Below are 24,248 nucleotides of genomic sequence, written 5' to 3'. Positions count from 1 at the left end.
GCGAGCGCAGTGAGCGACGGGAGTGAGACGAACAATCGAGCAGTGAGTCGAGACGCCATGGCCGGCGAAAATGCCACCGCGGCAACCGAACCCGCGCACCACGAGCCGCGCATCCAGATCCTTCGGGGCAACCCCACCGACGCGGAGCTGGCGGCGCTCGTCGTCGTGCTGGGCAGCGCGGGCGGCGCGCCCGAACCGCCCGCGCCCGAGCGCACCCGCTGGGGACTGCCGTTCGACCGGCTGCGGTTCGCGATGTCCAACTACCAGCGGCTGACCCTGCAACAGATGCAGCACTTGAAGCAGTGACCCGGGTGGTGCTGGCGTCGGCGTCGGCGGGGCGGCTCAAGGTCCTGCGCCACGCCGGCGTCGACCCGCTGGTCAGGGTGTCCGGCGTCGACGAGGACGCGATCGTCGCCGGCCTCGGGCCGGCCGCCGCGCCGGACGACGTGGTGTGCGCCCTGGCCGAGGCCAAAGCCGAGCGGGTGGCCGCCGGACTGAGCGGCGCCGTCGCGTCGGATTGCGTTGTCGTGGGCTGTGATTCGATGCTGTCGATCGACGGGCTGCTGTGCGGCAAACCGGGTTCGGCCGAGGCTGCCGTGAGCCAGTGGCGCTTGATGGGCGGGCGGTCCGGGCGGCTGCACACCGGGCACTGCCTGCTGCGCGTGGCCGCCGGGGCCATCACCCACCGCGGCGTCGAATCCGCCTGCACCACGGTGCATTTCGCCGCGCCCGCGGACGCGGACCTGGGCGCGTACGTCGCGCAGGGCGAGCCGCTGGGGGTGGCGGGCGGATTCACCCTGGACGGCCTGGGCGGGTGGTTCGTCGACGGGATCGAGGGTGACCCGTCCAACGTCATCGGGGTGAGCCTGCCCCTGCTGCGGGGGATGCTGGCGCGGGCCGGGCTGTCGGTGGCCGCGCTGTGGGCGTCGAACGCCGGCGACTGACGCGCGAAACATAAACCGCTGCGACGCCGTTCGGCGTGTCGTCGCAGACGTTTATGTGTCGCGGTGTCGTGACGGGCTCGCCCCGCTCATTGGCCTGCCGGGTAGGCTCGACCCCGTGCCACTACCCCCGGACCCCGACCCCTCGCTCCTGGACTACGCCCACCCCGAACGGCTGGTGACCGCCGACTGGCTGTCGGCCAACATGGGCGCCCCCGGCCTGGCGATCGTCGAGTCCGACGAGGACGTCCTGCTCTACGACGTCGGGCACATCCCGGGCGCGGTCAAGGTCGACTGGCACACCGACCTCAACGACCCGCGGGTGCGCGACTACATCAATGGCGAGCAGTTCGCAGACCTGATGAACCGCAAGGGCATTGCCCGCGACGACACCGTGGTCATCTACGGGGACAAGAGCAACTGGTGGGCCGCGTACGCGCTGTGGGTCTTCAGCCTGTTCGGCCACCCGGACGTGCGGCTGCTCAACGGCGGGCGCGACCTGTGGATGGCCGAGCGCCGCGACACCACCCTGGACGTCCCCACCAAGACCGGCACCGGCTACCCCGTCGTCGCCCGCAACGACGAGCCCATCCGCGCGTTCAAGGACGACGTGCTGGCCATCCTGGGCAGCCAGCCGCTGATCGACGTACGCTCGCCCGACGAGTACACCGGCAAGCGCACCCACATGCCCGAGTACCCGGAGGAGGGTGTGCTGCGCGGCGGCCACATCCCGACCGCCCGGTCGATCCCCTGGAGCAGGGCGGTCGACGAGTCGGGGCGGTTCCGCAGCCGCGCCGAACTGGAGGAGCTCTACGGCTTCCTCGACCCGGACGACAAGACCGTCGTGTACTGCCGCATCGGCGAGCGGTCCAGCCACACCTGGTTCGTGCTGACCCACCTGCTGGGCAAGCCCGGGGTGCGCAACTACGACGGGTCCTGGACCGAGTGGGGCAACACCGTGCGGGTGCCGATCGTCGGCGGTGAAGAACCCGGAGCCGTGCCCGCCCGATGACCATGCCCGTGCCACTGGCCGAGGTGGTGTCCGAGTTCGCCGAGGTGCAGGGCCAGGACAAGCTGAGGCTGCTGCTGGAGTTCGCCGACGACCTCCCGGCGCTTCCGCCCGACCTCGCCCAGGCGGCGATGGAGCCGGTGCCGGAGTGCCAGACGCCGCTGTTCCTCCACGTCGACGCCGGCGATCCCGACCGCGTGCGGCTCTACTTCAGCGCCCCGGCCGAGGCGCCCACCACCCGAGGTTTCGCCTCGATCCTGGCCGCCGGCCTCGACGGCCAGCCCGCCGCCGACATCCTGGCGGTGCCCGAGGACTTCTACACCGAGCTGGGGCTGGCCGCGTTGATCAGCCCGCTGCGGCTGCGCGGCATGTCGGCCATGCTGGCCCGCATCAAGCGGCGAGTGCGCGAAATGTCGTGACCTCAAAGGGGATGGGAGAGGCGGTTAACGGCCCGCGCGGCGCGGCGCATAAACTTCCCCGGACAAGACTTGTAAGAAATTCTCTTAGAGACGAATACGTCCAGCCAACAGGGAGGCGCAGTGGCCAATCACGCCAGCTCGAGGATCTCCAAGGTGCTCGTCGCCAATCGCGGCGAGATCGCGGTCCGGGTGATCCGGGCGGCCCGGGACGCGGGCCTGCCCAGCGTGGCGGTGTACGCCGAACCCGACGCCGACGCGCCGCACGTGCGGTTGGCCGACGAGGCGTTCGCGTTGGGTGGTCAGACGTCGGCGGAGTCGTACCTGGACTTCGGCAAGCTCCTGGACGCGGCCGCGAAGTCGGGAGCCAACGCCATCCACCCCGGGTACGGCTTCCTGTCGGAGAACGCCGACTTCGCCCAGGCCGTGATCGACGCCGGCCTGATCTGGATCGGGCCCAGCCCGCAGTCCATCCGCGACCTCGGTGACAAGGTCACCGCCCGCCACATCGCCGCCCGCGCGCAGGCCCCGCTGGTGCCCGGCACCCCGGACCCGGTCAAGGACGCCGACGAGGTGGTGGCCTTCGCCCGGGAGTACGGCGTCCCGATCGCGATCAAGGCGGCGTTCGGCGGCGGCGGTAAGGGCATGAAGGTCGCCCGCACCCTCGAGGAGATCCCCGAGCTCTACGAGTCGGCGGTCCGCGAGGCGGTGTCGGCGTTCGGCCGCGGCGAGTGCTTCGTCGAGCGCTACCTGGACAAGCCGCGCCACGTCGAGGCGCAGGTGATCGCCGACCAGCACGGCAACGTCGTGGTCGCGGGCACCCGCGACTGCTCGCTGCAGCGCCGCTTCCAGAAGCTGGTCGAGGAGGCGCCGGCGCCGTTTCTGACCGAGGCGCAGCGCAAGGAGATCCACGAGTCGGCGAAGCGGATCTGCAAGGAGGCCCACTACTACGGCGCCGGCACGGTCGAATACCTCGTCGGCCAGGACGGCCTGATCTCGTTCCTGGAGGTCAACACCCGCCTGCAGGTCGAGCACCCGGTGACCGAGGAGACCGCCGGGATCGACCTGGTGCTGCAGCAGTTCAAGATCGCCAACGGCGAGAAGCTCGACATCACCGAGGACCCGACGCCCCGGGGGCACGCCATCGAGTTCCGGATCAACGGCGAGGACGCCGGCCGCAACTTCCTGCCCGCCCCCGGGCCCGTCACCAAGTTCCACCCACCGACCGGTCCGGGCGTGCGGCTGGACTCCGGCGTCGAGACCGGCTCGGTGATCGGCGGCCAGTTCGACTCGATGCTGGCCAAGCTCATCGTGTACGGCGCCTCCCGCCAGGAGGCGCTGGCGCGCGCCCGCCGCGCCCTGGCGGAGTTCGAGGTCGAAGGCCTGGCGACGGTCATCCCGTTCCACCGCGCCGTGGTGTCCGACCCGGCGTTCATCGGCGACGAGAACGGCTTCACGGTGCACACCCGCTGGATCGAGACCGAGTGGAACAACACCGTCGAGCCGTTCACCGCCGGCGACCCGCTCGACGAGGACGACGCGCGGCCGCGGCAGAAGGTGGTCGTCGAGGTGGGCGGCCGGCGGCTGGAGGTGTCGCTGCCGGGCGACCTGGCGCTGTCCAACGGTGCCGCCGACCCGGCCGGCGTGATCCGCAAGAAGCCCAAGCCGCGCAAGCGCGGGTCGCACGCGGGGGCCGCGGCCTCCGGCGACGCCGTGACCGCGCCCATGCAGGGCACCGTGGTGAAGGTGGCCGTCGAGGAGGGCCAGGAAGTCTCCACCGGCGACCTCGTGGTGGTCCTCGAGGCGATGAAGATGGAGAACCCGGTCACCGCGCACAAGGACGGCACCATCACCGGGCTCGCGGTCGAGGCCGGTGCCGCCATCACCCAGGGCACGGTGCTCGCCGAAATCAAATGAACCCGCGTGATCGGTTGTCGGGTCCTCTCCGACGCGAGTAGGGTTCTTGGCAGGTTGAGTTCACAGCCACACCGGATCACGTCACGGATTTGTCGGGAAGGTGAACCCCTCCCCTCCCAGTAGCGCTAACGGCGCCCGACAGACCCGACGTCATCCACAGCACATCCTCCTCACATGAGGGAGTCAAGCATGCTTGTGGCGCAACCCTGGCAAAATTGCCGCACCACCCGGTTCAACGCGCGCTGGGAACCGTCGGGCACGGTCATCACCGTCGACGGTGAACTCGACGCGGCCAACGCCGACGAGCTGGCGGCCTACGTCCAGCACAGCCTCGGCCGCTCCCGCCGCGTGATCCTTGACCTGCGGGGGCTGGATTTCATTGGCACCGCGGGCTTTTCGGCGCTGCACCGGATCAACGTGATGTGCTCGGGAGCAGGAATCGACTGGGCCATGGTGTCCAGCACGGCGGTGTCGAGGCTGCTGCGCATCTGCGACCCCGACGACACCCTGCCCGTGACCACGCCGCTGCGCGAACCGCTGGTGCCGGCCGATCCCCCCGAGCGCGGGGCCGCCTGAACCCCTACTCCAGCTGGTCGCGCAGCCGCGCCAGGGACTTGGCCAGCAGCCGGGAGACGTGCATCTGGGAGATGCCGACCCGCTCGGCGATCTGCGTCTGGGTCATCGACTCGAAGAACCTGAGCACCAGCACCGTTCGTTCCCGCTCGGGTAGCGCGTCGAGCATCGGGCGCAGCGCCTCGCGGTCCTCGATCTGGTCCAGCCCGGTGTCGACGTCGCCCAGGGTGTCGGCGATCGCGCGCGCCTCGTCGTCGTCGCCGCCGCCCCCGCTGTCGATGGACAGGGTGTTGTAGGAGCTGCCCGCCACCAGGCCCTCGACGACCTCGGCGCGGTCCATGCCGAGTTCCGCGGCGAGTTCGGTGGCCGTCGGCGCCCGGCCCAGCCGTTGCGACAGCTCCGCGGTGGCCGTGCCGAGCCGCAGGTGCAGCTCCTTGAGTCGCCGCGGCACCTTGACCGACCAGCTGTTGTCGCGGAAGTGGCGGCGGACCTCGCCCATGATCGTGGGCACCGCGAACGACACGAAGTCCGTGCCGGCCTCCACGTCGAACCGGATCACCGCGTTGACCAGCCCGACCCGCGCCACCTGGACCAGGTCGTCGCGGGGTTCCCCGCGACCCTCGAACCGGCGGGCGATGTGGTCGGCGAGCGGCAGGCAGCGCTCCACGATCTTGTCCCGTTGGCGCTGGAACTCCATCGAATCGGCCGCCGCGGCGGCCAATTCACGGAACATGTCCGGGACGTCGGCGTACTCGTTCGGTCGTGACACCGACCCGCCGGCAGCTCGCGCCGTCACCTGCTGGAGGCCACCCGTCGCGCCGTCAGCTTGATACCGAAGATGCTGCCGCTTTCGTTCGGTTCGCGGCCGTCGTGGAAGGTCTGGACATCGTCGGCCAGCGAGGTCAGGACGTGCCAGCTGAAGCTGCCGGGCGCCACCACGTCGTGGGTGTCGCAGGCGGCCGAGGCCTCCACCACCAGCTCGTCGTCGCGCGGGTCCACCACCACGACCAGCGTGGCGTCCGGGGTGGCCGAGCGGATGAGCCGGGTGCACACCTCGTCGACCGCGAGGCGCAGGTCGGCGACGGCGTCGAAGTCGAGGTCCTCGAAGGTGCCGATCGCGCCGACCAGGGTGCGCAGCATCGCCAGGTTCTCCAGGCGCGCCGCGACGTGCAGTTCTACCGCGCGATGGCCTCGTTGACTCCTGTTGGCGCGCGCTCCCGCATCGGACATCTGGTCTCCCGGCACCGTTTGACTGAAACTACTACTCTGCAGCCTGCCGTGGACCGTAGGCTCCAATTGGTTAGTCATGATCGCCGCCGGGTACTCGCCCGATGCGGACGTCGATGTCGGCGTCTGATCTCGCTGGCAAGACCTTGAGGGCACTCATCATGGTCTACACCTGATACCCACTCGGTAAGCGCGGTAACCGCCGGATTTCCCGCGGCTGAACGCTAACCCGTCAGCGCGGGCCCGGCGATGGGCGCGACGCCCATGGACACGGTCAGCACCATCAACGTGAGCAGGAACCAGCCGGCCCCTTGCCATCCCCACCAGGTGCCCTCGGCCTTCCACACCCGATAGGTGCGCAGGAACGCCCACAGCCCGGCGACGAACAGAATCACCGGACTGCCGAGGGCCAGCAGCGCGCGCTGCGGTGCGCCGCAGGCCGCCGTGTCGACGCTGGTCCCGGGGCAGGTGCTGACCCACAAGGCGGCCAGGATCAAGAACCCGAGCCCGGCGGCCGCCGCCAGCACGGCGAACCTCACGGCGGCGTGCACCTCGCGGTCCTCGCGCCCGAGGTGATCGCCCGGCGATCGCTCACCTGCCCTCTGCATCCCCTGCCCCTCGAATACTCCCGACCAGCGCTGCCGTGTAGTGCATCGGGTTCCGGGTGGAAAAAGTTACCGCGCCAGGTGAACTCACGCCAGGGGAATTTCACGGTTGCCCACCCGGCCCACTGCCGAGACAAACCGCCCTTAACCTCGGTGAGTACTATCTGACACATGCCGACAGCTAGAAGGCGGCTATCCCCCGAGGATCGCCGTGCCGAGCTGCTCGCGTTGGGGGCAGAAGTCTTTGGGAAACGACCCTATGACGAGGTCCGCATCGACGAGATAGCCGAACGCGCCGGGGTCTCGCGGGCCCTGATGTACCACTACTTTCCCGACAAGCGGGCGTTCTTCGCGGCGGTCGTGAAGGACGAGGCCGACCGTTTGTACGAGGCCACCAACAACCCCCCGCCCGCGGGCATGACGATGTTCGAGGAGATCCGCACCGGGGTGCTGGCCTACATGGCCTATCACGAGCAGAACCCGGAGGCGGCGTGGGCGGCGTACGTGGGCCTCGGCCGGTCCGACCCGGTCCTGCTCGGGATCGACGAGGAAGCCAAGAACCGCCAAATGGAACACATCATGTCCCGGATCGCCGAGGTGGTCAGCGGCATGCAGGACAACCGGGCCCTGCAGCCCGACGTCGAGCGGGACCTGCGGGTGATCCTCAGCGGCTGGCTTTCGTTCACCTTCGAGGTGTGCCGCCAGCGCATCATCGACCCCACGACCGACGCCGACCGGCTGGCCGACGCCTGCGCGCACGCCCTGCTGGACGCCATCGCCCGCGTGCCGGAGATCCCGGAGGAGCTGGCCGGGGCGATGGCCACCGCGCGACTGTAAGGCTCGTGTCGGCACCGGTTGGCACCATGGGGGGGTGAACGCTCGCCGCGGTTCCCCGCCGCCTCCCGATCCACTGCGCCGTTTCGGCCGCATCACCCGGGAGTGGTTCGAGGGCACCTTCGCCGCGCCGACCACCGCGCAGGCGCAGGCGTGGGACGCCATCGCCGACGGGAAGAACACCCTGGTGATCGCGCCCACCGGCTCGGGCAAGACCCTGGCGGCCTTCCTGTGGGCCCTGGATTCGCTCGCGTCCCTCGCCGGCTCCGCCGACGCGCCGGCGGGCACCCGCGTGCTCTACGTCTCCCCGCTCAAGGCGCTGGCGGTCGACGTCGAGCGCAACCTGCGCACCCCGCTGGCCGGGCTCACCCGGGTGGCCGCCCGGCACGGCGTGCCCCCGCCCGCCATCAGCGTCGGCGTCCGGTCCGGCGACACCCCGCCGGCCCAGCGCCGCCAGCTCATCGCCCGCCCCCCCGACGTGCTGATCACCACCCCGGAGTCGCTGTTTTTGATGCTGACCTCGGCCGCGCGGGAGACCCTGGCCGGCGTGGCGACGGTGATCGTCGATGAGATCCACGCCATCGCCGCCGGCAAGCGGGGCGCGCACCTCGCGCTTTCGCTCGAGCGCCTCGACGAGCTGCGGGGCGGGCGGCCCGCGCAGCGCATCGGGTTGTCGGCCACCGTGCGTCCGCCCGAGGAGCTGGCCCGGTTCCTGTCCGGCCGGCACCCCACCACGATCGTGGCCCCGGCGTCGTCCAAGACGGTCGAGCTCAGCGTGCAGGTGCCGGTGCCGGACATGGCGAACCTGGAGAACAACAGCATCTGGCCCGACGTCGAGGCCCGCCTGGTCGACCTGATCGAGTCGCACAACTCGACCATCGTGTTCGCCAACTCCCGGCGGCTCGCCGAGCGGCTCACGGCCCGGCTCAACGAGATCCACGCCGAGCGCTGCGGCCAGACCCTGACCACCGACGCCAATCCCGGGGTGCCGGGCGGCGCGCCGGCGCACATCATGGGCAGCGGCCAGACCTACGGCGCGGACCCGGTGCTCGCGCGCGCCCACCACGGTTCGGTCAGCAAGGAGCAGCGCGCCCTGGTCGAGGACGACCTAAAGCGGGGGCTGCTCAAGGCCGTGGTGGCGACGTCCAGCCTGGAGCTGGGTATCGACATGGGCGCGGTGGACCTGGTGATCCAGGTCGAGGCGCCGCCGTCGGTCGCCAGCGGGCTGCAGCGGATCGGCCGGGCCGGCCACCAGGTCGGCGAGGTCTCCCGGGGGGTGCTGTTCCCCAAGCACCGCACCGACCTCATCGGCTGCGCGGTGACCGTGCAGCGGATGCTGGCCGGCCAGATCGAGACGATGCGGGTGCCGGCCAACCCGCTGGACATCCTGGCGCAGCACACGGTGGCGGCGGCCGCGCTCGAGCCGCTGGACGCCGACCGGTGGTTCGACACCGTGCGGCGGGCCGCCCCGTTCGCGACCCTGCCGCGCAGCGTCTACGAGGCCACCCTGGACCTGCTGGCGGGCAAGTATCCGTCCACCGACTTCGCGGAACTGCGCCCGCGGCTCGTCTACGACCGCGATGCCGGCACGCTGACCGCGCGGCCCGGCGCGCAGCGGCTGGCCGTCACCTCCGGCGGGGCGATCCCGGACCGGGGCATGTTCACCGTCTACCTCGCCACCGACCCCGAAAAGCCCTCGCGGGTGGGCGAACTCGACGAGGAGATGGTCTACGAGTCGCGGCCCGGCGACGTCATCTCGCTGGGCGCCACCAGCTGGCGGCCGTGGCGGCCGCGACCGCGCACGCCGACGCCGTCGACTACGCGTTCCTGAACGCGGTGAAGGCCAAGGGCATCAACTTCGCGTCGCCGCAGGCCGCGCTCATCGCCGGCCACGAGGTCTGTGACGAACTCGACCTGGGCAAGCAGAAGTCCGACGTCGCGACCGAGGTGATGACCAACAGCCAGCTCGACGGCTACCGCGCGGGATTCTTCGTCGGCGCGAGCGTCGCCGCGTACTGCCCGCGCTACCACAGCGCGTCCTGAGCGTCAGGAAATCGCGTCGACCGCCTTCGACAACCGTGACTTGAACTCGGGCGGGACGGGGATGTAACCGTTGTCCGCCAAGCCATTCTGGCCGCCGCCGATCGTGCTCTGCAGGAACGCCCGCACTGCCGCGCCGACCTGCGGGTCGGGGTATTTCGAGCACACCAGTTCGTAGGTGGCCAGCACGATCGGGTAGGCGTCGGGCTGGTTGGGCCGGTAGAACGAGATCGTGTCGAGGGCCAGGTCGTTGCCGTCGCGGATGAACCAGGCCGCCGAGATCGTCTTGCCCACCGAATCCGCGCTGACGGCCACCGGCTCGGGTCCGGCCGACGTGATGATTCTGGCCATGCTCAGGTGTTGCGCGGTCGCGAACGACCATTCGTTGTAGGTGATGGCCCCCTCGGTGGCCTTGACGGCGGCGGCCGCGCCGTCGTTGCCCTTGGCGCCCTCGCCCACGCCGCCGGTGAACGTCTTGCCGGCGCCCCTGCCCCACGCGCCGTTGGACGCGCTGTCCAGGTAGCGCTGGAAGTTGTCCGTGGTGCCGGACTCGTCGCTGCGGAAGATGACCCGGATCGGCTCGGCCGGCAGCGGGACGCCGGGGTTCAGGGCCGCGATCGCGCCGTCGTTCCACGCGGGGATGGCCCCGTTGAAGATCCTTGCCGCAGTGGCGCCGTCGTGCTCGTCCCGGTCGCGTCGTTGTCGCCGCCGCACGCCGCCGCCGCGGCCGCAACGGTGGCCACGGCAACCAGGACGGCGCCGAATCGCCTGAGCCTCAACCCGATTCCTCCGAGCATGAGGCATGCTAACAACCTCAAGCCCGTGGCGCCGGGCGTTCAACTGCCGTTCGCCGCCCGTACACCGCTGGTCGCCCGCTAGTCCCTGGCGTGCGCCAGGAAGAACTGCGCGATCACCTCCGAGGCGTCCAGCCCGCGGGCGGTGGCGCCGATGATCGCCTTCGGCAGGTACTGCTTGCCGCCCGGCCAGGTATGCCCGCCGCTGTCGATCTGGTAGAAGACCACCTCCGTGGACGCCGCACACGACGCCCAATCGAATCGGCGCACGAGGGTGCCGTCGCCGGCGCCGGGCAGCGGCTGCACCGACGGATCGCCCTGGCACCCGTCGACCGAACGCCAGCGGTCCACCATGCCGCGGGCCGAGATCGCGTGGCTCACCCCGCCGCGGCCACGCACCTCCCCGCCGTTGAACGGGACCAGCGGGTCGGCGGTGCCGTGCGCCGCCAGGACCGACACCGGCCGCGACGGGTTGCAGCCCACGCCCGCGCCCAGCGTCCCGGCCACCGCCGCGACCGCGGCGAACGCGTCGGCGTGCTCGCACGCCAGGCGGTTGGACATGAACGCCCCGTTGGACATTCCGGTGACGAACACGTGCCCGGCGGGGACGCCGTAGTCGGTCGCGAGCCTGCCCGCGAGCGCGACGAGGAAACCCGCGTCGTCGACGTGGCGGCGATCGGCGGGCGACGCGCCGCGACCGTCGGCCCAGCTCTTGTCGTAGCCATCGGGATAGGCCACCAGCAGGGCGTGGGCGTCGGCGACCGCGTCGAAGTCGGTCAGGCCCTGCTGCCCGACCCCGGTGCCGCCGCCACCATGCAGGCTGAGCACCAGCCCCACCGGATTGCCGGGCGGTACGTGCAGGCGGTACGTCCGGTCCATGCCGTCCGCGCGGAAGGTGCCGGCAATGTCTCGGGCGCTCGACGCCGAGACGTGGCGGGCGCCGCAGCCGGCGAGAAGCGCCGGCGAGGCCGCGCAGATCGCCGCGCACACCGCCGAGACGGCGAGGCACAACCATCGCGCGTTGGACACGGGAGTCAAATTACCGATCGGCCTGGTGAATCGACGAGGGCCCTCCGGTGAACGACGGTGGCCCGCGGCGGAACCTAGCGCAAAGTTGGTACGTTGGCAATGTCGACGTCGCCTGATGGGAAACCCGTCTTAACCTGCCGGCCACTTTCGGCGCAACACTTAGAGGCGACAAAGCAATCACGCTTCTATCGCAGCGGGGACACACATGACCAGCATCCGTATCCGTAAGCCTGGCCGCCTGGCCTTGCTGGCCGCCGGCCCGCTGATGGCGGGCGCACTGCTCGCCCCTCTCGGAGCGGCTCCCGCCGCCCGCGCCGACGTCGTCGACGACGAGTTCATCGCAGCGCTCAAGGCGCACGGGATCGTCCACGAGACGAACCAATCCGCCATCGCCGCCGGTCATCTGGTCTGTCACCAGCTCGGCATGGGCAAGACCCAGGAGCAGGTCGCGACCGACGTGATGAACAGCAGCACGCTCGACGGCGACAACGCCGGTTACTTCGTCGCCGTGGCCGAACGCGCGTACTGCCCGAAATACGCCGACATCCCGTCCTGACGGCCGGTCCGGGGAGACCCGCGTGACAGCCGCTTGACAACTCTGAGACGTCCCCCGCCGGGGAACGTAAAATGGCAAGTCGCCTCGACCGCCGCCGCACCTCGGTGGCGGTTTTGTTCCACGGGAGTTTTAATGACCAGCAACGGCGTCATCGGGGGCCTGCCTGCCCGCGCGGCGGCGTGCCTGGTGCTGGCCGCGGGGTTGTTGCTGGGCCCGCTTGACGGCGTCGCGCACGCCGACGCGGTCGATGACTCCTTCCTGTCGGCGCTGAAGTCCAAGGGCATCAAATTCGGATCCCCGGACAAGGCGCTCGTCGCGGCCCACGAGGTCTGCGACGAACTCGACAACGGCAAAACCCCCGCGCAGGTGGCGTCGACCGTGCAGGGCAACAGCAACCTCGACGGGTACCACGCCGGGTTCTTCGTCGGCGCCGCCATTCGCACGTACTGCCCCAAGTACGCCTCGTAACGTGATCGCAACCCCGCTGACCTGATTGCAACGTCGGCGTTAACCCTCCGGTTTCCGGCCGCCCGTATCATGTTGCGTGTCACCTATTACGGAGAACTGCACTTGATAAGTAAGGCAATACTAAGCAGCGCAATCGTTTTCGGTACTTGTCTCGGCTTGGCCGCCCCCGCCGCCGCCGATCCCAGCGTCTTCGGTGTACTCAGCTGCGGCTGCGCCGACGTCGCCCCGGCCGACAGCCCGGTCCGCACCGACAGGGTGAACCAGGGAATCCGGCAGGGCCTGTCGAGCCTGCCCGCGGCCTCCCCCTTTCAGTAGCCCGGGCCGGTCGTCTCAGCCGGCCGCGCCGTGGCCGATGGCCTGGACCGACGCGTGCTCGTGCAGCGCCAGCTCCGCCTCCCCGGCGACGGGTTTCAGGTCGAACACCACCTCTTTGACCGTTCCGGTGAACGCGTACGGCGCCCGGTCCTCGTAGTCGAGGTCTACGACCAGCCCGTTGTCGCGGCTGATGTCCATCCCGGCGTACGAGGTGAAGGCCATCGGCACCGTATTGGGCATCCGGCCCTCGCCGATCAGGGTGTCGTCGGCCCACAGGGTCAGCCGCCCGCCCGAACCCGGGAGCGGCTGATCGGATTCGAACAGCGCCCGCACGGTCACGTCGCCGGTCGGGATCGGCTCGGTGGACACCTGCTTGTAGGTGTCCACGCCGAGGTAGGAGTAGGTGTGGTGCAGGCGCTGCCGCTCATCGACCCACAGCGCGAACCCGCCGATGAAGTCGCCGTTGGCGACGATCACCCCCTGCGCGCCCTCGTCCGGGACGTGCAGCCGCGCCTCGATCTCATACGAGCGGCCGAAGATCCTGGGCACCGTGCCGCGCTGGATGTTCTGCACGTCGCCCTTGAAGGAGAACCGGGTGGTGGTCGGTAGCGGCGGCAGGTTGCCGAACATCACCGCCACACCCCCGAGCAGCGGCAGCACCCGGTTGCGTTCGGCCTCCTCCCACCACCTGCGCGTGAGCGCCGCGACCTTGTCCGGGCGCTCCGCGGCGAGGTTCCTGGCCTGGGAGAAGTCGTCGGGCAGGTAGTACAGCTCCCACACGTCGTCGTCGGGGTTGTACCTGCCGGGCGCGAACCGCTGCAGCGTCTCCGGGGAGAAGTCCCACGGCGCCTTGTCCAGCCGGGTGCACGCCCACCAGCCGTCCTCGTAAATGGCTCGGCTGCCGAACATTTCGAAGTACTGCACCGTGTGACGCTCCTCGGCGTCAGCGTCGGCGAAGGTGTGCAGGAAGCTGGTGCCGTCCATGGCCTCCTGTTCGATGCCGTCGACGTGGGTCGGCGCCGGTAAACCGATGGCCTCCAACACCGTTGGCACCACGTCGATGCAGTGGGTGAACTGCGACCGCAACCGGGCGTCCGGACGGATCCGGGCCGGCCAGGCGACCACCATGGGGTCACGGGCACCGCCGAGGTGGCTGGCCATCTGCTTGCCCCACTGGAACGGGGTGTTGTTCGCGTGCGCCCACGCGGAGGCGAAATGCGGCGCGGTGTGCTCGTTGCCCAGCGCCTCGATCCCGCCGTACTGCTCGATCAGCTTCAGCTGGTGATCGGCGTCGAGCACCACGCCGTTGAGGAACGTCATCTCGTTGAACGAGCCGGTGACCGTGCCTTCCATGCTGGCGCCGTTGTCGCCCCAGATGTAGAAGACCAGCGTGTTGTCGGATTCGCCGAGGTCCTCGATCGCGTCGAGCAGCCGGCCGACATTCCAGTCGGCGTTCTCGGAGAACCCGGCGAACACCTCCATCTGCCGGGCGTACAGCTTCTTCTGGGTGTCCGAGAGGCGCTCCCACGCCGGGAACAGGTCGGGCCGCTCGGTGAGCTCGGTGTCGGGCGGGATGATCCCGAGTTCCTTCTGGCGTTCGAACGTCTTGCGGCGGTAGACGTCCCAGCCCTCGTCGAACTGGCCCCGGTACCCACGCCCAAGAGTTCAACGCTTTGACCGCCCAGGCGGCCACCTTCCACAACCAGTTCGTGCAGACCCTCAACGCGGGCGCGAGTTCCTACGCCCTGACCGTGCCCACCAACACCGCGCCGCGCAGCGGGATCTGCTTGCCCTCGGTCCGTTCGGCGAGGGTGCCGAAGTCGCGGCGGGCCAAATCGAGATCCTGGTAGCCGGCGACGATGACCAGCGCGTGCTCTTCGCTCATGGCGAGACTCCCTGTTGGGCGGACCGCGGCCCGTCAGATGAACGGGCCGGTCGGTAAATATAGACCTCGAAGGGCTCCCCGGGTGTTTGTTCACCGCCGATTCACCCGCTGAGCCCCGGACGGGTACCCGGGTGGTGCAAATGCGTCCCTTGCGCCACGATGGGCCCGGGCTCAACGGGAATCGTGAGCATCCCACTTGTATTGGAGGGTGCGCGGATGACGGTGGTTCGCACATTCCCCGGCCGGGGTGTGGCGGTGGCGGCGCGACCGGGACGCAACTGGGCCGCCGACGTCGCCGTGTTCGTCGGCGCCGCAGTGCTGCTGTGGTTGGTGGTGCGCGTCGGCCGCGGAACGGCAGTGCCGTGGACGGTGCCCAGCGCACCCTCGTCGGTGTCCACCGACCCGGCTAACCTGCCGTACTACGCCGCCCGCTCGCTGTTGCGGATGTTCGCGGCGCTGGGCTTGTCGCTTGTTTTCACGTTCTTTTATGCCACCGCGGCGGCCCGCTCCCGCCGCGCCGAAAAGGTGCTGATCCCGCTGCTGGACTTCCTACAATCCGTGCCGGTGCTCGGGTTTCTGGCGATCACCATCACCGGGTTCATCGCATTGTTCCCCGGCTCGCTGCTGGGTTTGGAATGCGCGTCGATATTCGCGATCTTCACCTCGCAGGCCTGGAACATGACGTTCGCGTTCTACCAGTCCCTGATCACCCAGCCCCGCGATCTGGACGAGGCATCCAGGCTGCTGCGGCTGTCACGTTGGCAGCGGTTCTGGCGGGTCGACCTCCCGAGCGGGGTGATTCCGCTGGTCTGGAACGGCATGATGAGTTTCGGCGGCGGCTGGTTCTTCCTGACCGCGTCAGAAGCCTTGAGCGTCAACAACCACAGGTTCGCCCTGCCCGGGATCGGCGCCTACGTCGCGGCCGCCAGCGACCAGGGAAACCTCGTTCGGGTCCTGCTTGCGATCGTGACGATGATCGTCGTGATCATCGGGGTCAACGCGCTGTTCTGGCGTCCGCTGACGGCATGGTCCGAACGATTCCGCATCGAAGAATCCGAGGCTATCGAGGCACCGCGAAGCGTGACGCTCGACGTCCTGCGTCGCTCCCGCGTCCCCGGCATCGTCGCCCGCCCGCTCGGCCGGCTGGTCTACCCGGTCGACCGGGCCACGGCGATCTTCGGCATGACCGGGGGGCCGCTGAAAGCGTCGACCGTGCGCCGCCGTATCGGTGACGCCGTTTTCGTTCTCGCTTTGGCTATCGTCTTGGGCTACGGCGCTTTACGGGTGGTCGAGTACATTGCCGGCAGCGTCGGCTTCGCCGAGGTCGGCCACGCCGCGCTGCTCGGCTTGGCCACCTTCGCCCGTGTCGTGGTGGTGGTGGTCGCATCGACGTTGATCTGGGTGCCGATTGGAGTATGGATTGGATTGAATCCCAAGGTAACCCGCTTCGCTCAGCCGGTCGTCCAAGTGCTGGCGTCGTTTCCGGCGAACTTCCTGTTTCCGGTGTTCACCGCCCTGCTCCTGGCCACCGGAATCAGCATCAACTGGGGCGGCACCCTGCTGATGGCGCTGGGCACTCAGTGGTACATCCTGTTCAACGTCATCGCTGGGGCGACCTCCATTCCCACCGAGCTTCGCGACGCCGCCTCCAGCCTGCGCCTGCCCACCGTGCTGAAGTGGCGCACCCTGATACTGCCGGGAATCTTCGGCAGCTACGTCACCGGCGGCATCACCGCCGCCGGCGGCGCGTGGAACGCGTCCATTGTCGCCGAGGTCGTGCAGTACCACGGCACCACGCTGTCGGCTGTCGGTTTGGGCTCCTACATCACGCATGCCACCGCCGTCGGCGACGCCCCGCGGCTGCTCATCGGCGTGATCGCGATGAGCTTCTATGTCGTGACGATGAACATCGTTCTGTGGCAACGCCTCTACCGCCTGTCCGAGCGGCGCTTCTCCCTATCCTGATCGTGACGGAGGTTCCGATGGCCCCAAACGACGTGATCGTCCAACTCGAGCACGTGAGCAAGAGCTTCAGCAAACCCGACGGCGGTGAGCTGAAGGTTCTCGATGACATCAACATCGACATCCGTGCCGGGGAAGTCGTCGCGCTGCTGGGTCGTTCCGGGTGCGGCAAGTCGACGCTGCTGCGCGTCATCGCCGGGCTCGTCGGACCCACCAGCGGCGTGGCGCGCTACGACGGTGCCGAACTGACCGGCGCCAACCCGGGCACGGCGATGGTGTTCCAGAACTTCGCCCTGATGCCCTGGCTGACCGTACAAAAGAATGTCGAGCTCGGCCTTGCGGCACGCAAAATGCCTCCCGCCGAACGGAGTAAGCGCGCGGTGGAGGTAATCGATCTGATCGGGCTGGACGGCTTCGAATCCGCCTATCCCAAGGAGCTTTCCGGTGGAATGCGCCAGCGCGTCGGATTCGCCCGCGCGCTGGTGCTGCAACCCGACCTGCTGCTGATGGACGAGCCCTTCTCCGCGCTCGACGTCCTTACCGCCGAAAACCTGCGCAACGAGCTGATGACTCTGTGGACCGGCCAGGAATTCCCCACCAAGGCCATCTGCCTGGTCACCCACAACATCGAAGAGGCGATCGTGCTGGCCGACCGCGTTATTGTGCTGGCCAGCAATCCCGGCCGCATACTGGCCGAATTCCCCATCGAGCTGGAACGCCCCCGCGACCGCCGTTCCCCGTCCTTTGAAGCGCTCGTCGACAAACTCTATGAGCTGCTGACCGGCACCGGACCGGCCACCACGCTCGTCGAATCCGGCTCCGCCACACCCTCCAGCCACCCGCTACCCAGAGCCACCGTCGGCGGGCTGGCCGGCCTGGTCGAAATCGTATACGGCAAGGGTGGGCGCGCCGACATCCCGCACATCGCAGCCGATTTGGGCATTGCCGCCGAAGACCTGCTGCCGCTGGTGGACGCCACAGCCCTGCTCGACTTCATGCATGTCAGCGGCGCAAACCTCGAATTAACATCTACCGGAAGGGATTTCACTGTCGCCGACATCCAAACCAGCAAGCAGATCTTCGCCCAGCAGGCGCGCACCCGCGCACCGCTGGTGCGCACCATCTGTCACGCACTGCACGACTGCCCCGACGGCAACCTGCGCGCCGGATTCTTCCTCGACATCCTCCAGCAGGGGTTCAATCCCCAGAACGCCCAGCGGCAACTCGACATCGCGATCGGCTGGGGCCGCTACGCCGAACTCTTTGACTACAACGCCGATACCGACCAGATCACGGCCGATCCCAACGCGACGCTGGTGACGCCCACGCCCGATCAGTAGGTGGAGATCTCGTCCGCGGCGGGCAGCACCCCGGTGACCATGAAGATGACGCGCCGCCCGACTTCGACGGCGTGGTCGGCGAAGCGCTCGTAAAAGCGTCCGAGCAGGGCGGTTTCGACGGCCACGGAGGTGCCGTGCGGCCAGGCGTCATCCAGCACGACGCGGAACAGCTGCCGGTAGAGGTCGTCCATGGCGTCGTCCTGCTGGTGAAGCTGGGCGGCGTGCCGCGGGTCGCGGGAGATCAGCACCTGTTTTGCGCTCTCCCCCATGGCGATTGCGACGTCCGCCATGTCGGCGAAGAACGCCCGCACCTCGGTGGGCAGCACCTGCTTCGGATGCTCGCGCCGGGCGATCTTGGCCACGTGCACGGCCAGCGCGCCCATCCGCTCGGTGTCGGCGATCACCTGGATGGCGCTGAAGATCGCCCGCAGGTCGCCGGCCACCGGCTGCTGCAGCGCCAGCAGATCGAACGCGTCCTTTTCGGCGCGCGCGCGCATCTCGACCAGCTCTTCATGGCCACCGATCACCTGCTCGGCGGCGTCGGCGTCCGCCTCCAGAAGGGCCTGCGTCGCGCGCTTCATCGCCTCCCCGGCCCGGCCGCACATCTCGCCGAGTTGCGTGGTCAGATCGGCGATCTGCTGGTGGTAAGCCGTTCGCATCGCAAGCCTCTCGTCATGGCGCGCGTCACACGCTAGAGAATTTCCGCCGGCTTGCCAAGTGACGAAAGCCTCCCGAACGGGGGCCTGAACGGCCCCTGCCGGGCGACGACGTTGCCGCTAATCTGCGGTGGTGCCCGTTCCGGCGATCCGCGAACCGCTGACCGCTCATGCGGTGTCGGCCGCCGGAGTCGAGGCGGTTTTGGATTGGCTCGACAGCTCGGCCGACGGACTGTCGAGCGCCGAGGCCGTCGAACGTTTGGAAAGTCACGGCCCCAACGCAATCCACATCCATCGCGTCAGCGCGCTCGCGGTGCTGGCCCGTCAGCTCAAGAACGCGGTGTTGATCCTGTTGGCCGTCACCGCTGTGCTGTCGTACGCACTGGGCGACCATAGCCAGGCTTTGATCATCGGCACCATCTTGGCCGCCAGCATCGGACTGGGGTTCTTCAACGAGTACCGCGCGGAGCAGGCCGCGGCGGCCCTGCATTCCCGCATCCGCCACACCGCGATCGTTCGGCGCGACGGGAGCTTCGCCGATATCGACGTCCGCGACGTCGTGCCCGGTGATGTCATTCGCCTCTCGCTCGGCCAGGCGGTGCCCGCCGACGTCCGCTTGATCGAGACCGCGGCGCTGGAATGCGACGAAAGCATCCTGTCCGGGGAATCCACCGGCTCGGAGAAGTCACCGGAGCCGGTACCGGCCGACGCAGCCCTGACCGACATGACCGACCTCGCGTTCATGGGCACGGTCGTGAGCGCGGGCGAGGGCCTGGCAGTCGCCTATGCCACCGGCGACCGCGCAGAATTCGGCCGCATCGCCGCCGGGTTGGGTGAACGGCAGCCCGAGACCGACTTTCAGGCCGGTCTTCGCCGGTTCTCGTATCTGTTGCTGCGGGTCGCGGTCGCCCTGACCGTCCTGATCCTGGTCACCAACCTGATGCTGCACCGGCCGCTGATCAACTCGGCGCTGTTCGCGCTCGCCATCGCGGTGAGCATCACGCCTCAGCTGCTGCCCGCCGTGGTCAGCACCAGCCTGGCGACGGGCTCCCGGCAGCTGGCCAAGGCCAAGGTGCTGGTGAAACGGCTGGTGTGCATCGAGGACTTCGGCGACATCGACATCCTGATCACCGACAAAACCGGCACCCTGACCGAGGGCCGCATCAGCCTGGTCGACGCCGTCAACCCGTCCGGCGAACACGCCGACTCGGTGCTGCGCCTGGCGCTGCTGGCGTCCGACGGCGATCTCGCCGCCGGCGGTGCGGCAACCAACGCGTTGGATGTCGCGCTCTGGGACCACGCGGATGCGCGGCATCTCGTCGGCGACGATGCCACCCGACTGGCGTTTCTACCGTTCGACCACACCCGCCGAGCGACCTCGGCACTGGTCGACGACCGCGGGAAACGGCTTCTGGTGGTCAAGGGCGCGCCCGAGCAGGTCCTGGCCCGCTGCCCGGACACGCCGCAGGACGCGCGACAGACCCTGAGCGCCCTGTTCGCGGCCGGGCGCCGGGTGATCGCGGTGGCGGTCAAGCCCGCGCCGCAGCTCGCCACCATCACCCCCGACGACGAGGCCGAATTGACGCTGACCGGGTTCTGCGTCTTCGCCGACGAACCGAAATCCGCCGCCCGGCAATCCCTCGCCAGGCTCGCCGATCTGGCCATCGAGGTGAAGATCGCCACCGGAGACAACCCGCAGGTCGCCGAAAAGGTCTGCGCGGATCTGGGTTTGGCCTCCAAAGGGACGATCACCGGCGCGCAGCTGGAGCTTCTCGGCGACGAGGAATTCGCTGACGCCGCGCAGCACAACAGCATCTTCGCCCGCATCTCGCCGGAGCAGAAGGCGCGCCTGGTCACCGCCGCCCGCCGCACCGGGAGATCGGTGGGATTCCTCGGCGACGGGGTCAACGACGCGCTCGCGCTGCACGCTGCCGACGTCGGCATCTCCGTCGACACCGCCGCCGACGTGGCCAAGGACGCGGCCGACGTGGTGTTGCTGGAGAAGGACCTCGGTGTGCTCGCCACCGGGGTGGCAACGGGCAGAAGGATTTTCGCCACCGCCGCAGCCGGCCGCGACCAGCGCCAGGGCGAGCGCCGCGGCAGAGCCGAGCACACGTATCCGGGTGTCCATGAGAAAAGTGTCGCCCACCGCACAGCCCGACGAAAGGGCGGTTTGCCGACCCGCTAACTCGCGCCCTTGCTCACTTCCAGAACCCGCTTGCGCAGGCCCTTGGTGGCGGTGTCCATCAGGCTCTTCGCGCCGCGCTTGACCAGAAAGCCCGGGACCGGCATCAGGAGGTCGACGGTCAGGTCGAACCGGACGCGGGTGGAGTCCCCGTCGGGGGTCAGCGTGTACTTACCCTCTTGCGCCCGTTGCTGTTTGGCGTGGTCCAGCGTCCAGCTCACCCCGTCGTCGTGCACGGTGTAGGACAGCACCTGCTCTTCGGTGAAGCCCACGAGCTTGACGACCTGCCGGGACTTGGTCGGGTGCCCCTCGTCGTCCCGCTCGAGGATGTCGACCTTTTGGTGCACCGAGGACCACTCGGGCAGCGACTCGAGATCGAACAGCACATCCATGACCTCGGTGGGGGTCGCCTCGATGACGACCTCGCGGGACTCGGTGACAGCCATGCGACTGAACATAGCCGTTGCGCCGCGCCCGAAACGGACCCGAATGCCGGTCGCGCTACGGCACCAGCACGACCTTGCCGACGTTTTCCCGCGCCGCCAGGATCCGGTGCGCCTCGGGCGCCTCGGCGAACGGCACCGCCGCGTGCACGATGGGGGAGGCGGTGCCGTCGTGCATGGCCTCGGCCAGCGGCGCGATCCACGGCCCGAGGGTGCCGCGGTCGTCCCACAGCCGGAGCATGTTGATTCCGATCACGGCCTTGGAGTCCGAGAGCTGGTCCATCAGGTTGAATCCGCGCAGCATCGCCAGGGCGTGCGGTGCCGCCGTGCGCAGCGACCGCGTCTCGCCCTGCTGGAGGTTCGAAATCCCGTACGCCACAAGCCTTCCGCCCGGCCGAAGCAGGCGATAGGACCGGCGCAGCGATGTGCCGCCGAGCGCGTCGAGCACGATGTCGTAGGGCTCGAGGCCCTTCCACCAGCCGGCGCGCCGGTAGTCGATGGCGCGGTCGACGCCCAGCTCCGCCAGTTTGGCGTGCTTGCCCGGCGACGCGGTGCCGTGCACCTGGGCCCCGGCGGCCTTGGCGAACTGGATGGCCGCGATCCCGACGCCCTGCTCGACGCCCTCGACGAGGGCCAGCAGCTGTGGCGGCGCGTGCAGTCGGCGGTGTCGGTGCTGCTGGGCGGCAACCTCGGTGAGGTCTGCTTCGCGCTGCTCACCACGATCGTGACCGGCAACTCGGTGCTCAACGCCCGCCAGATGCTGCTGGTCAACATGCTCACCGACGCGCTGCCCGCCGCCGCGCTGGCCGTCAGCCCCCAGGCGGGCACCGCCGAGGTCGACCGCGACGAGGCGGCGATGTGGCGGGCGATCGGGATCCGGGGCGCGTCGACCACGATGGGCGCCACGCTGGGCTGGGCGATGGCCAGCGTCACCGGGACGCCGCGCCGCGCCGCGACCGTCGGGCTCATCGCGCTGGTCAGCACCCAGCTCGCCCAGACGCTGGTCGACTCGCACGCCCCGCTGGTGGTGCTGACGACGGTCGGCTCGCTGGGGGCGTTGGTGGTCGTCGTCAGCACGCCGGGACTCAGCCAGGTGTTCGGCTGCACCCCGGTGGACCCGCTGGCGTGGGGGCAGGGGCTGCTGGCGGCGGGGGTGGCCACTTCGGTGTCGGCGGTGGCGCCCGGCCTGGTGCTGCGCGCGTCCGAAACGCTGCGGCGGCGGGCCCTGCCAAACCCGTTGGCCGCGAACACTGTTCACGTTCCGTCAACCGGGCCGTAACCGAGCGGCGCTCGGGTCGCGGGCTGGCCGTGATAACCGTAGCGTTGGCGCGTACCCCGACGAGCAGGTGGAGAGATGGAACACGAAAACCGTTTGCGGCTCAAGCCTTATCGCACCGCGTCGGAGCACGTCGACGGGGCCTGGTGGCCGCGGTCGAGCAACCTGGTCGCCGAGCTGCCGGCCCTGCTGACGTCGGTGGCCGACCGGCTGGCGCCGGTGGTGATGGTGGGCTACCGCCGCAACGGCTGGGAGCAGACCCCGCCGATGGCCGACGTCGACGGTCGGCCGGTCGAACTGCTCGCCTTCACCAGTGACGAGCCCACCAGCGTCATCCTGATCGGGGAGGACGGCCGGCATCTCACCCTGCACGTCATCCGCGCCGACGCCGGCCAGGAGGTCGCCCGCCGGGCTCTGGAGCAGGCCGCGTCGAGCGCGCCCGACTCCGAGCCGGCCGGTCCGACGCGGGTCGCCCGGTCCGTGGACGACGTCGCCGCGAAGCTGGCCGCCCACGAGGGACTGGACGACGAGCAGCGGATCGCCCAGATCAAGCGCTGGTGCGAGGAGGCCGCCCTGCAGTTCGTCGACGCGCCCGTGCAGGCGTTCGTCCCGATCCTGGTCGAACACATCGTGCGCAACCGGATATCGGAGTCCCGCCAGGGCGAGCGCCATCGGCCGCCCGAGTCGATGACGGCTTAGCCGGCCGCCATCAGCGCCGTGATCGCCTCGACGTCCGCCGGGCCGGGCAAGCCCCAGTCCGGCTTGTAGTCGAATACGTCGTCTGCCTGCACGGTGCGCAGGTCGACGTCGAGCAGCTCGATGGCCTCGAGCGGCACCAGCGCCGGATGGACATGCCCGCAGGCGCGGGCCAGGGACAGCAGCTCGAAGCGCAGGGTGGCCAGGTAGTTGGCGCAGCGCACCGACTTCAGCGCCGGGTCGAGGCCGTGCTGCAGCCACACCGACTGGGTGGCGACGCCCGACGGGCAGCGGCCGGTGTGGCAACGCTGGGCCTGGATGCAGCCGATGGAGAACATGGCCGTGCGCGCGACGTTGACCATGTCGCAGCCCATGGCCAGCGCCAGCAGGGCGTTCTCTGGGATGCCGAGCTTGGCCGAGCCGATGAACACCACGTCGTGGTGCAGGCCCTCCTCGGCGAAGGCGGCGTAGACGCGCGGGAAGGCCCACTTGAACGGCAGGGCCACGTGGTCGGTGAAGACGAGCGGGGCCGCGCCGGTGCCGCCCTCGCCGCCGTCGACCGTCACGAAGTCGACGCCGGTGCCGGTGCGCGCCATCCGCGCGGCCAGCTCGGGCCAGAACGCCGCCTCCCCGACCGCCGACTTGATGCCCACCGGCAGTCCCGTCTCGGCCGCGATGGTCTCGACCAGGTCCAGCAGCCCGTCCACATCGCGGAAAGCGGAGTGACCGGCCGGGCTCTTGCAGTCCACCCCCACCTCGATGCCGCGGATCGCGGCGATCTCCGGGGTGACCTTGGCGCCGGGCAGCATGCCGCCCAGGCCCGGCTTGGCGCCCTGGCTGAGCTTGATCTCGATGGCCCGGATGGCGGGCGTGGCCGCGACCCGGTCGATGAGGCGATCGAGGCTGAAGGTGCCGTCGTCGTTGCTGCGGTGGCCGCCGCGTCGGCCCCGGCATCCGCCAGGCCCGTGCCGACCTCGCCTCCCAGCGACTGGAAGCCGCCGGCGGTCTGCAATTGCGCCAGGACACCGAGAATGTTGACCGGGTATCCGCCGGCGGCGATCGCCTGGTTTGCCCAGGTGCT

Annotated in this window: 20 protein-coding genes and 7 pseudogenes; 16 read left to right on the top strand and 11 right to left on the bottom strand. The window is 69.5% G+C overall.

Going from position 1 to position 24,248, the window contains the following annotated elements:
• Positions 1-57 precede the first annotated feature (57 nt).
• The 6 genes and pseudogenes from BN971_RS16270 to BN971_RS16245 form a co-directional block, all read left to right on the top strand.
• Positions 58-306 (top strand): acyl-CoA carboxylase subunit epsilon, encoded by a 249-nt coding sequence (locus BN971_RS16270; protein ID WP_085182089.1) that lies wholly within the window; start codon positions 58-60, stop codon positions 304-306.
• On the top strand, positions 303-944 hold the full coding sequence (locus BN971_RS16265; RefSeq protein WP_085182090.1) for a Maf family protein: 642 nt from the start codon (positions 303-305) through the stop codon (positions 942-944). Before BN971_RS16270 ends, BN971_RS16265 begins: the two co-directional genes overlap by 4 nt.
• Before the next feature lie 115 nt (positions 945-1,059).
• On the top strand, positions 1,060-1,953 hold the full coding sequence (locus BN971_RS16260; RefSeq protein ID WP_085182091.1) for a sulfurtransferase: 894 nt from the start codon (positions 1,060-1,062) through the stop codon (positions 1,951-1,953).
• Positions 1,950-2,369, top strand: a complete 420-nt coding sequence (locus BN971_RS16255) for a SufE family protein (RefSeq protein WP_085182092.1) — start codon at positions 1,950-1,952, stop codon at positions 2,367-2,369. Before BN971_RS16260 ends, BN971_RS16255 begins: the two co-directional genes overlap by 4 nt.
• Positions 2,370-2,489: 120 nt before the next feature.
• A complete protein-coding gene (locus tag BN971_RS16250) occupies positions 2,490-4,283 on the top strand; it encodes an acetyl/propionyl/methylcrotonyl-CoA carboxylase subunit alpha (RefSeq protein WP_085182093.1) in 1,794 nt (597 codons plus the stop codon).
• Between the two features lie 189 nt (positions 4,284-4,472).
• Positions 4,473-4,890, top strand: a pseudogene (locus tag BN971_RS16245) (STAS domain-containing protein); the annotation flags it as partial.
• Here the strand turns inward: BN971_RS16245 and BN971_RS16240 are convergent.
• The 3 genes from BN971_RS16240 to BN971_RS16230 all read right to left on the bottom strand — a co-directional run bounded on the left by BN971_RS16240 (position 4,864) and on the right by BN971_RS16230 (position 6,691).
• Entirely contained in the window at positions 4,864-5,652 is a 789-nt protein-coding gene (locus BN971_RS16240; RefSeq protein ID WP_085182094.1) for an RNA polymerase sigma factor SigF, read from the bottom strand. The pseudogene BN971_RS16245 and the gene BN971_RS16240 overlap by 27 nt on opposite strands.
• On the bottom strand, positions 5,649-6,086 hold the full coding sequence (locus BN971_RS16235) for an ATP-binding protein (RefSeq protein WP_085182095.1): 438 nt from the start codon (positions 6,084-6,086) through the stop codon (positions 5,649-5,651). Before BN971_RS16235 ends, BN971_RS16240 begins: the two co-directional genes overlap by 4 nt.
• A gap of 221 nt (positions 6,087-6,307) precedes the next feature.
• Complete coding sequence (locus BN971_RS16230; protein WP_085182096.1) at positions 6,308-6,691, bottom strand: hypothetical protein; 384 nt, start codon at positions 6,689-6,691, stop codon at positions 6,308-6,310.
• Between the two features lie 168 nt (positions 6,692-6,859).
• Here BN971_RS16230 and BN971_RS16225 point away from each other — a divergent pair, with 168 nt between their 5' ends.
• The 3 genes and pseudogenes from BN971_RS16225 (at position 6,860) to BN971_RS16215 (ending at position 9,565) form a co-directional block, all read left to right on the top strand.
• Positions 6,860-7,525, top strand: a complete 666-nt coding sequence (locus tag BN971_RS16225) for a TetR/AcrR family transcriptional regulator (RefSeq protein WP_085182097.1) — start codon at positions 6,860-6,862, stop codon at positions 7,523-7,525.
• A 34-nt stretch (positions 7,526-7,559) separates the two neighbouring features.
• Positions 7,560-9,302, top strand: a pseudogene (locus tag BN971_RS16220) (DEAD/DEAH box helicase); the annotation flags it as partial.
• Between the two features lie 2 nt (positions 9,303-9,304).
• Positions 9,305-9,565, top strand: coding sequence for a DUF732 domain-containing protein (locus tag BN971_RS16215; protein ID WP_249262739.1), 261 nt, complete (start codon positions 9,305-9,307; stop codon positions 9,563-9,565).
• A 3-nt stretch (positions 9,566-9,568) separates the two neighbouring features.
• Here BN971_RS16215 and pstS read toward each other — a convergent pair.
• Together pstS and BN971_RS16205 are read right to left on the bottom strand one after the other, a co-directional pair.
• Positions 9,569-10,240: pseudogene (gene pstS / locus BN971_RS16210) on the bottom strand (phosphate ABC transporter substrate-binding protein PstS); the annotation flags it as partial.
• A 197-nt stretch (positions 10,241-10,437) separates the two neighbouring features.
• On the bottom strand, positions 10,438-11,385 hold the full coding sequence (locus tag BN971_RS16205) for an extracellular catalytic domain type 1 short-chain-length polyhydroxyalkanoate depolymerase (RefSeq protein WP_085182100.1): 948 nt from the start codon (positions 11,383-11,385) through the stop codon (positions 10,438-10,440).
• A gap of 205 nt (positions 11,386-11,590) precedes the next feature.
• Here BN971_RS16205 and BN971_RS16200 point away from each other — a divergent pair, with 205 nt between their 5' ends.
• On the top strand, positions 11,591-11,941 hold the full coding sequence (locus BN971_RS16200; RefSeq protein ID WP_085182101.1) for a DUF732 domain-containing protein: 351 nt from the start codon (positions 11,591-11,593) through the stop codon (positions 11,939-11,941).
• Between the two features lie 132 nt (positions 11,942-12,073).
• On the top strand, positions 12,074-12,409 hold the full coding sequence (locus BN971_RS16195; RefSeq protein WP_085182102.1) for a DUF732 domain-containing protein: 336 nt from the start codon (positions 12,074-12,076) through the stop codon (positions 12,407-12,409).
• Between the two features lie 330 nt (positions 12,410-12,739).
• Here BN971_RS16195 and BN971_RS16185 read toward each other — a convergent pair.
• Both BN971_RS16185 and BN971_RS25880 read right to left on the bottom strand, forming a co-directional pair.
• A pseudogene (locus BN971_RS16185) lies at positions 12,740-14,374 on the bottom strand (sulfatase-like hydrolase/transferase); the annotation flags it as partial.
• Between the two features lie 88 nt (positions 14,375-14,462).
• Positions 14,463-14,609 (bottom strand): hypothetical protein, encoded by a 147-nt coding sequence (locus tag BN971_RS25880; RefSeq protein ID WP_249262747.1) that lies wholly within the window; start codon positions 14,607-14,609, stop codon positions 14,463-14,465.
• 216 nt (positions 14,610-14,825) lie between these two features.
• On the opposite strand from BN971_RS25880, the gene BN971_RS16175 reads away from it, so the two are divergent.
• Together BN971_RS16175 and BN971_RS16170 are read left to right on the top strand one after the other, a co-directional pair.
• Positions 14,826-16,574, top strand: a complete 1,749-nt coding sequence (locus BN971_RS16175; protein WP_085182105.1) for an ABC transporter permease — start codon at positions 14,826-14,828, stop codon at positions 16,572-16,574.
• Between the two features lie 17 nt (positions 16,575-16,591).
• Positions 16,592-17,911, top strand: coding sequence for an ABC transporter ATP-binding protein (locus BN971_RS16170; protein WP_085182171.1), 1,320 nt, complete (start codon positions 16,592-16,594; stop codon positions 17,909-17,911).
• Here BN971_RS16170 and phoU read toward each other — a convergent pair.
• The gene (gene phoU, locus BN971_RS16165) at positions 17,905-18,570 is read right to left on the bottom strand and encodes a phosphate signaling complex protein PhoU (RefSeq protein ID WP_085182106.1); all 666 of its coding nucleotides are present in this window, start codon (positions 18,568-18,570) and stop codon (positions 17,905-17,907) included. The genes BN971_RS16170 and phoU overlap by 7 nt on opposite strands.
• A 157-nt stretch (positions 18,571-18,727) precedes the next feature.
• Here phoU and BN971_RS16160 point away from each other — a divergent pair.
• Positions 18,728-20,623: pseudogene (locus BN971_RS16160) on the top strand (cation-translocating P-type ATPase); the annotation flags it as partial.
• Positions 20,624-20,751: 128 nt separating this feature from the next.
• On the opposite strand, the gene BN971_RS16155 reads toward BN971_RS16160, so the two are convergent.
• Entirely contained in the window at positions 20,752-21,198 is a 447-nt protein-coding gene (locus BN971_RS16155; protein WP_085181160.1) for an SRPBCC family protein, read from the bottom strand.
• A 55-nt stretch (positions 21,199-21,253) separates the two neighbouring features.
• Positions 21,254-21,808: pseudogene (locus tag BN971_RS16150) on the bottom strand (zinc-binding dehydrogenase); the annotation flags it as partial.
• Between BN971_RS16150 and BN971_RS16145 the strand changes: the two are divergent.
• Positions 21,728-22,474: a cation transporting ATPase C-terminal domain-containing protein gene (locus BN971_RS16145; RefSeq protein WP_090350315.1), complete on the top strand. Its 747-nt coding sequence runs from the start codon at positions 21,728-21,730 to the stop codon at positions 22,472-22,474. The pseudogene BN971_RS16150 and the gene BN971_RS16145 overlap by 81 nt on opposite strands.
• A 75-nt stretch (positions 22,475-22,549) precedes the next feature.
• Positions 22,550-23,170: a DUF5994 family protein gene (locus tag BN971_RS16140; RefSeq protein ID WP_090350313.1), complete on the top strand. Its 621-nt coding sequence runs from the start codon at positions 22,550-22,552 to the stop codon at positions 23,168-23,170.
• Here BN971_RS16140 and BN971_RS16135 read toward each other — a convergent pair.
• Positions 23,167-24,224: pseudogene (locus BN971_RS16135) on the bottom strand (FMN-binding glutamate synthase family protein); the annotation flags it as partial. The gene BN971_RS16140 and the pseudogene BN971_RS16135 sit on opposite strands and share 4 nt — an antisense overlap.
• Between the last annotated feature and the right edge of the window lie 24 nt (positions 24,225-24,248).

Origin of the sequence: Mycobacterium bohemicum DSM 44277 (assembly GCF_001053185.1) — a bacterium.
In the GTDB taxonomy this organism is placed as follows: Bacteria; Actinomycetota; Actinomycetes; order Mycobacteriales; family Mycobacteriaceae; genus Mycobacterium; species Mycobacterium bohemicum.
The sequence above is the reverse complement of the archived record's forward strand: the minus strand, read 5'-3'. Positions and strand labels throughout refer to the sequence as shown.

Excerpts from the sequence above, each read along its gene's own strand:
- BN971_RS16175 (WP_085182105.1), top strand. The coding sequence starts at position 14,826 with ATGACGGTGGTTCGCACATTCCCCGGCCGGGGTGTGGCGGTGGCGGCG.
- BN971_RS16255 (WP_085182092.1), top strand. The coding sequence starts at position 1,950 with ATGACCATGCCCGTGCCACTGGCCGAGGTGGTGTCCGAGTTCGCCGAG.
- BN971_RS16170 (WP_085182171.1), top strand. The coding sequence starts at position 16,592 with ATGGCCCCAAACGACGTGATCGTCCAACTCGAGCACGTGAGCAAGAGC.
- BN971_RS16230 (WP_085182096.1), bottom strand. The coding sequence starts at position 6,691 with ATGCAGAGGGCAGGTGAGCGATCGCCGGGCGATCACCTCGGGCGCGAG.
- BN971_RS16140 (WP_090350313.1), top strand. The coding sequence starts at position 22,550 with ATGGAACACGAAAACCGTTTGCGGCTCAAGCCTTATCGCACCGCGTCG.
- BN971_RS16155 (WP_085181160.1), bottom strand. The coding sequence starts at position 21,198 with ATGGCTGTCACCGAGTCCCGCGAGGTCGTCATCGAGGCGACCCCCACC.
- BN971_RS16200 (WP_085182101.1), top strand. The coding sequence starts at position 11,591 with ATGACCAGCATCCGTATCCGTAAGCCTGGCCGCCTGGCCTTGCTGGCC.
- BN971_RS16225 (WP_085182097.1), top strand. The coding sequence starts at position 6,860 with ATGCCGACAGCTAGAAGGCGGCTATCCCCCGAGGATCGCCGTGCCGAG.
- BN971_RS25880 (WP_249262747.1), bottom strand. The coding sequence starts at position 14,609 with ATGAGCGAAGAGCACGCGCTGGTCATCGTCGCCGGCTACCAGGATCTC.
- BN971_RS16195 (WP_085182102.1), top strand. The coding sequence starts at position 12,074 with ATGACCAGCAACGGCGTCATCGGGGGCCTGCCTGCCCGCGCGGCGGCG.
- phoU (WP_085182106.1), bottom strand. The coding sequence starts at position 18,570 with ATGCGAACGGCTTACCACCAGCAGATCGCCGATCTGACCACGCAACTC.
- BN971_RS16235 (WP_085182095.1), bottom strand. The coding sequence starts at position 6,086 with ATGTCCGATGCGGGAGCGCGCGCCAACAGGAGTCAACGAGGCCATCGC.
- BN971_RS16270 (WP_085182089.1), top strand. The coding sequence starts at position 58 with ATGGCCGGCGAAAATGCCACCGCGGCAACCGAACCCGCGCACCACGAG.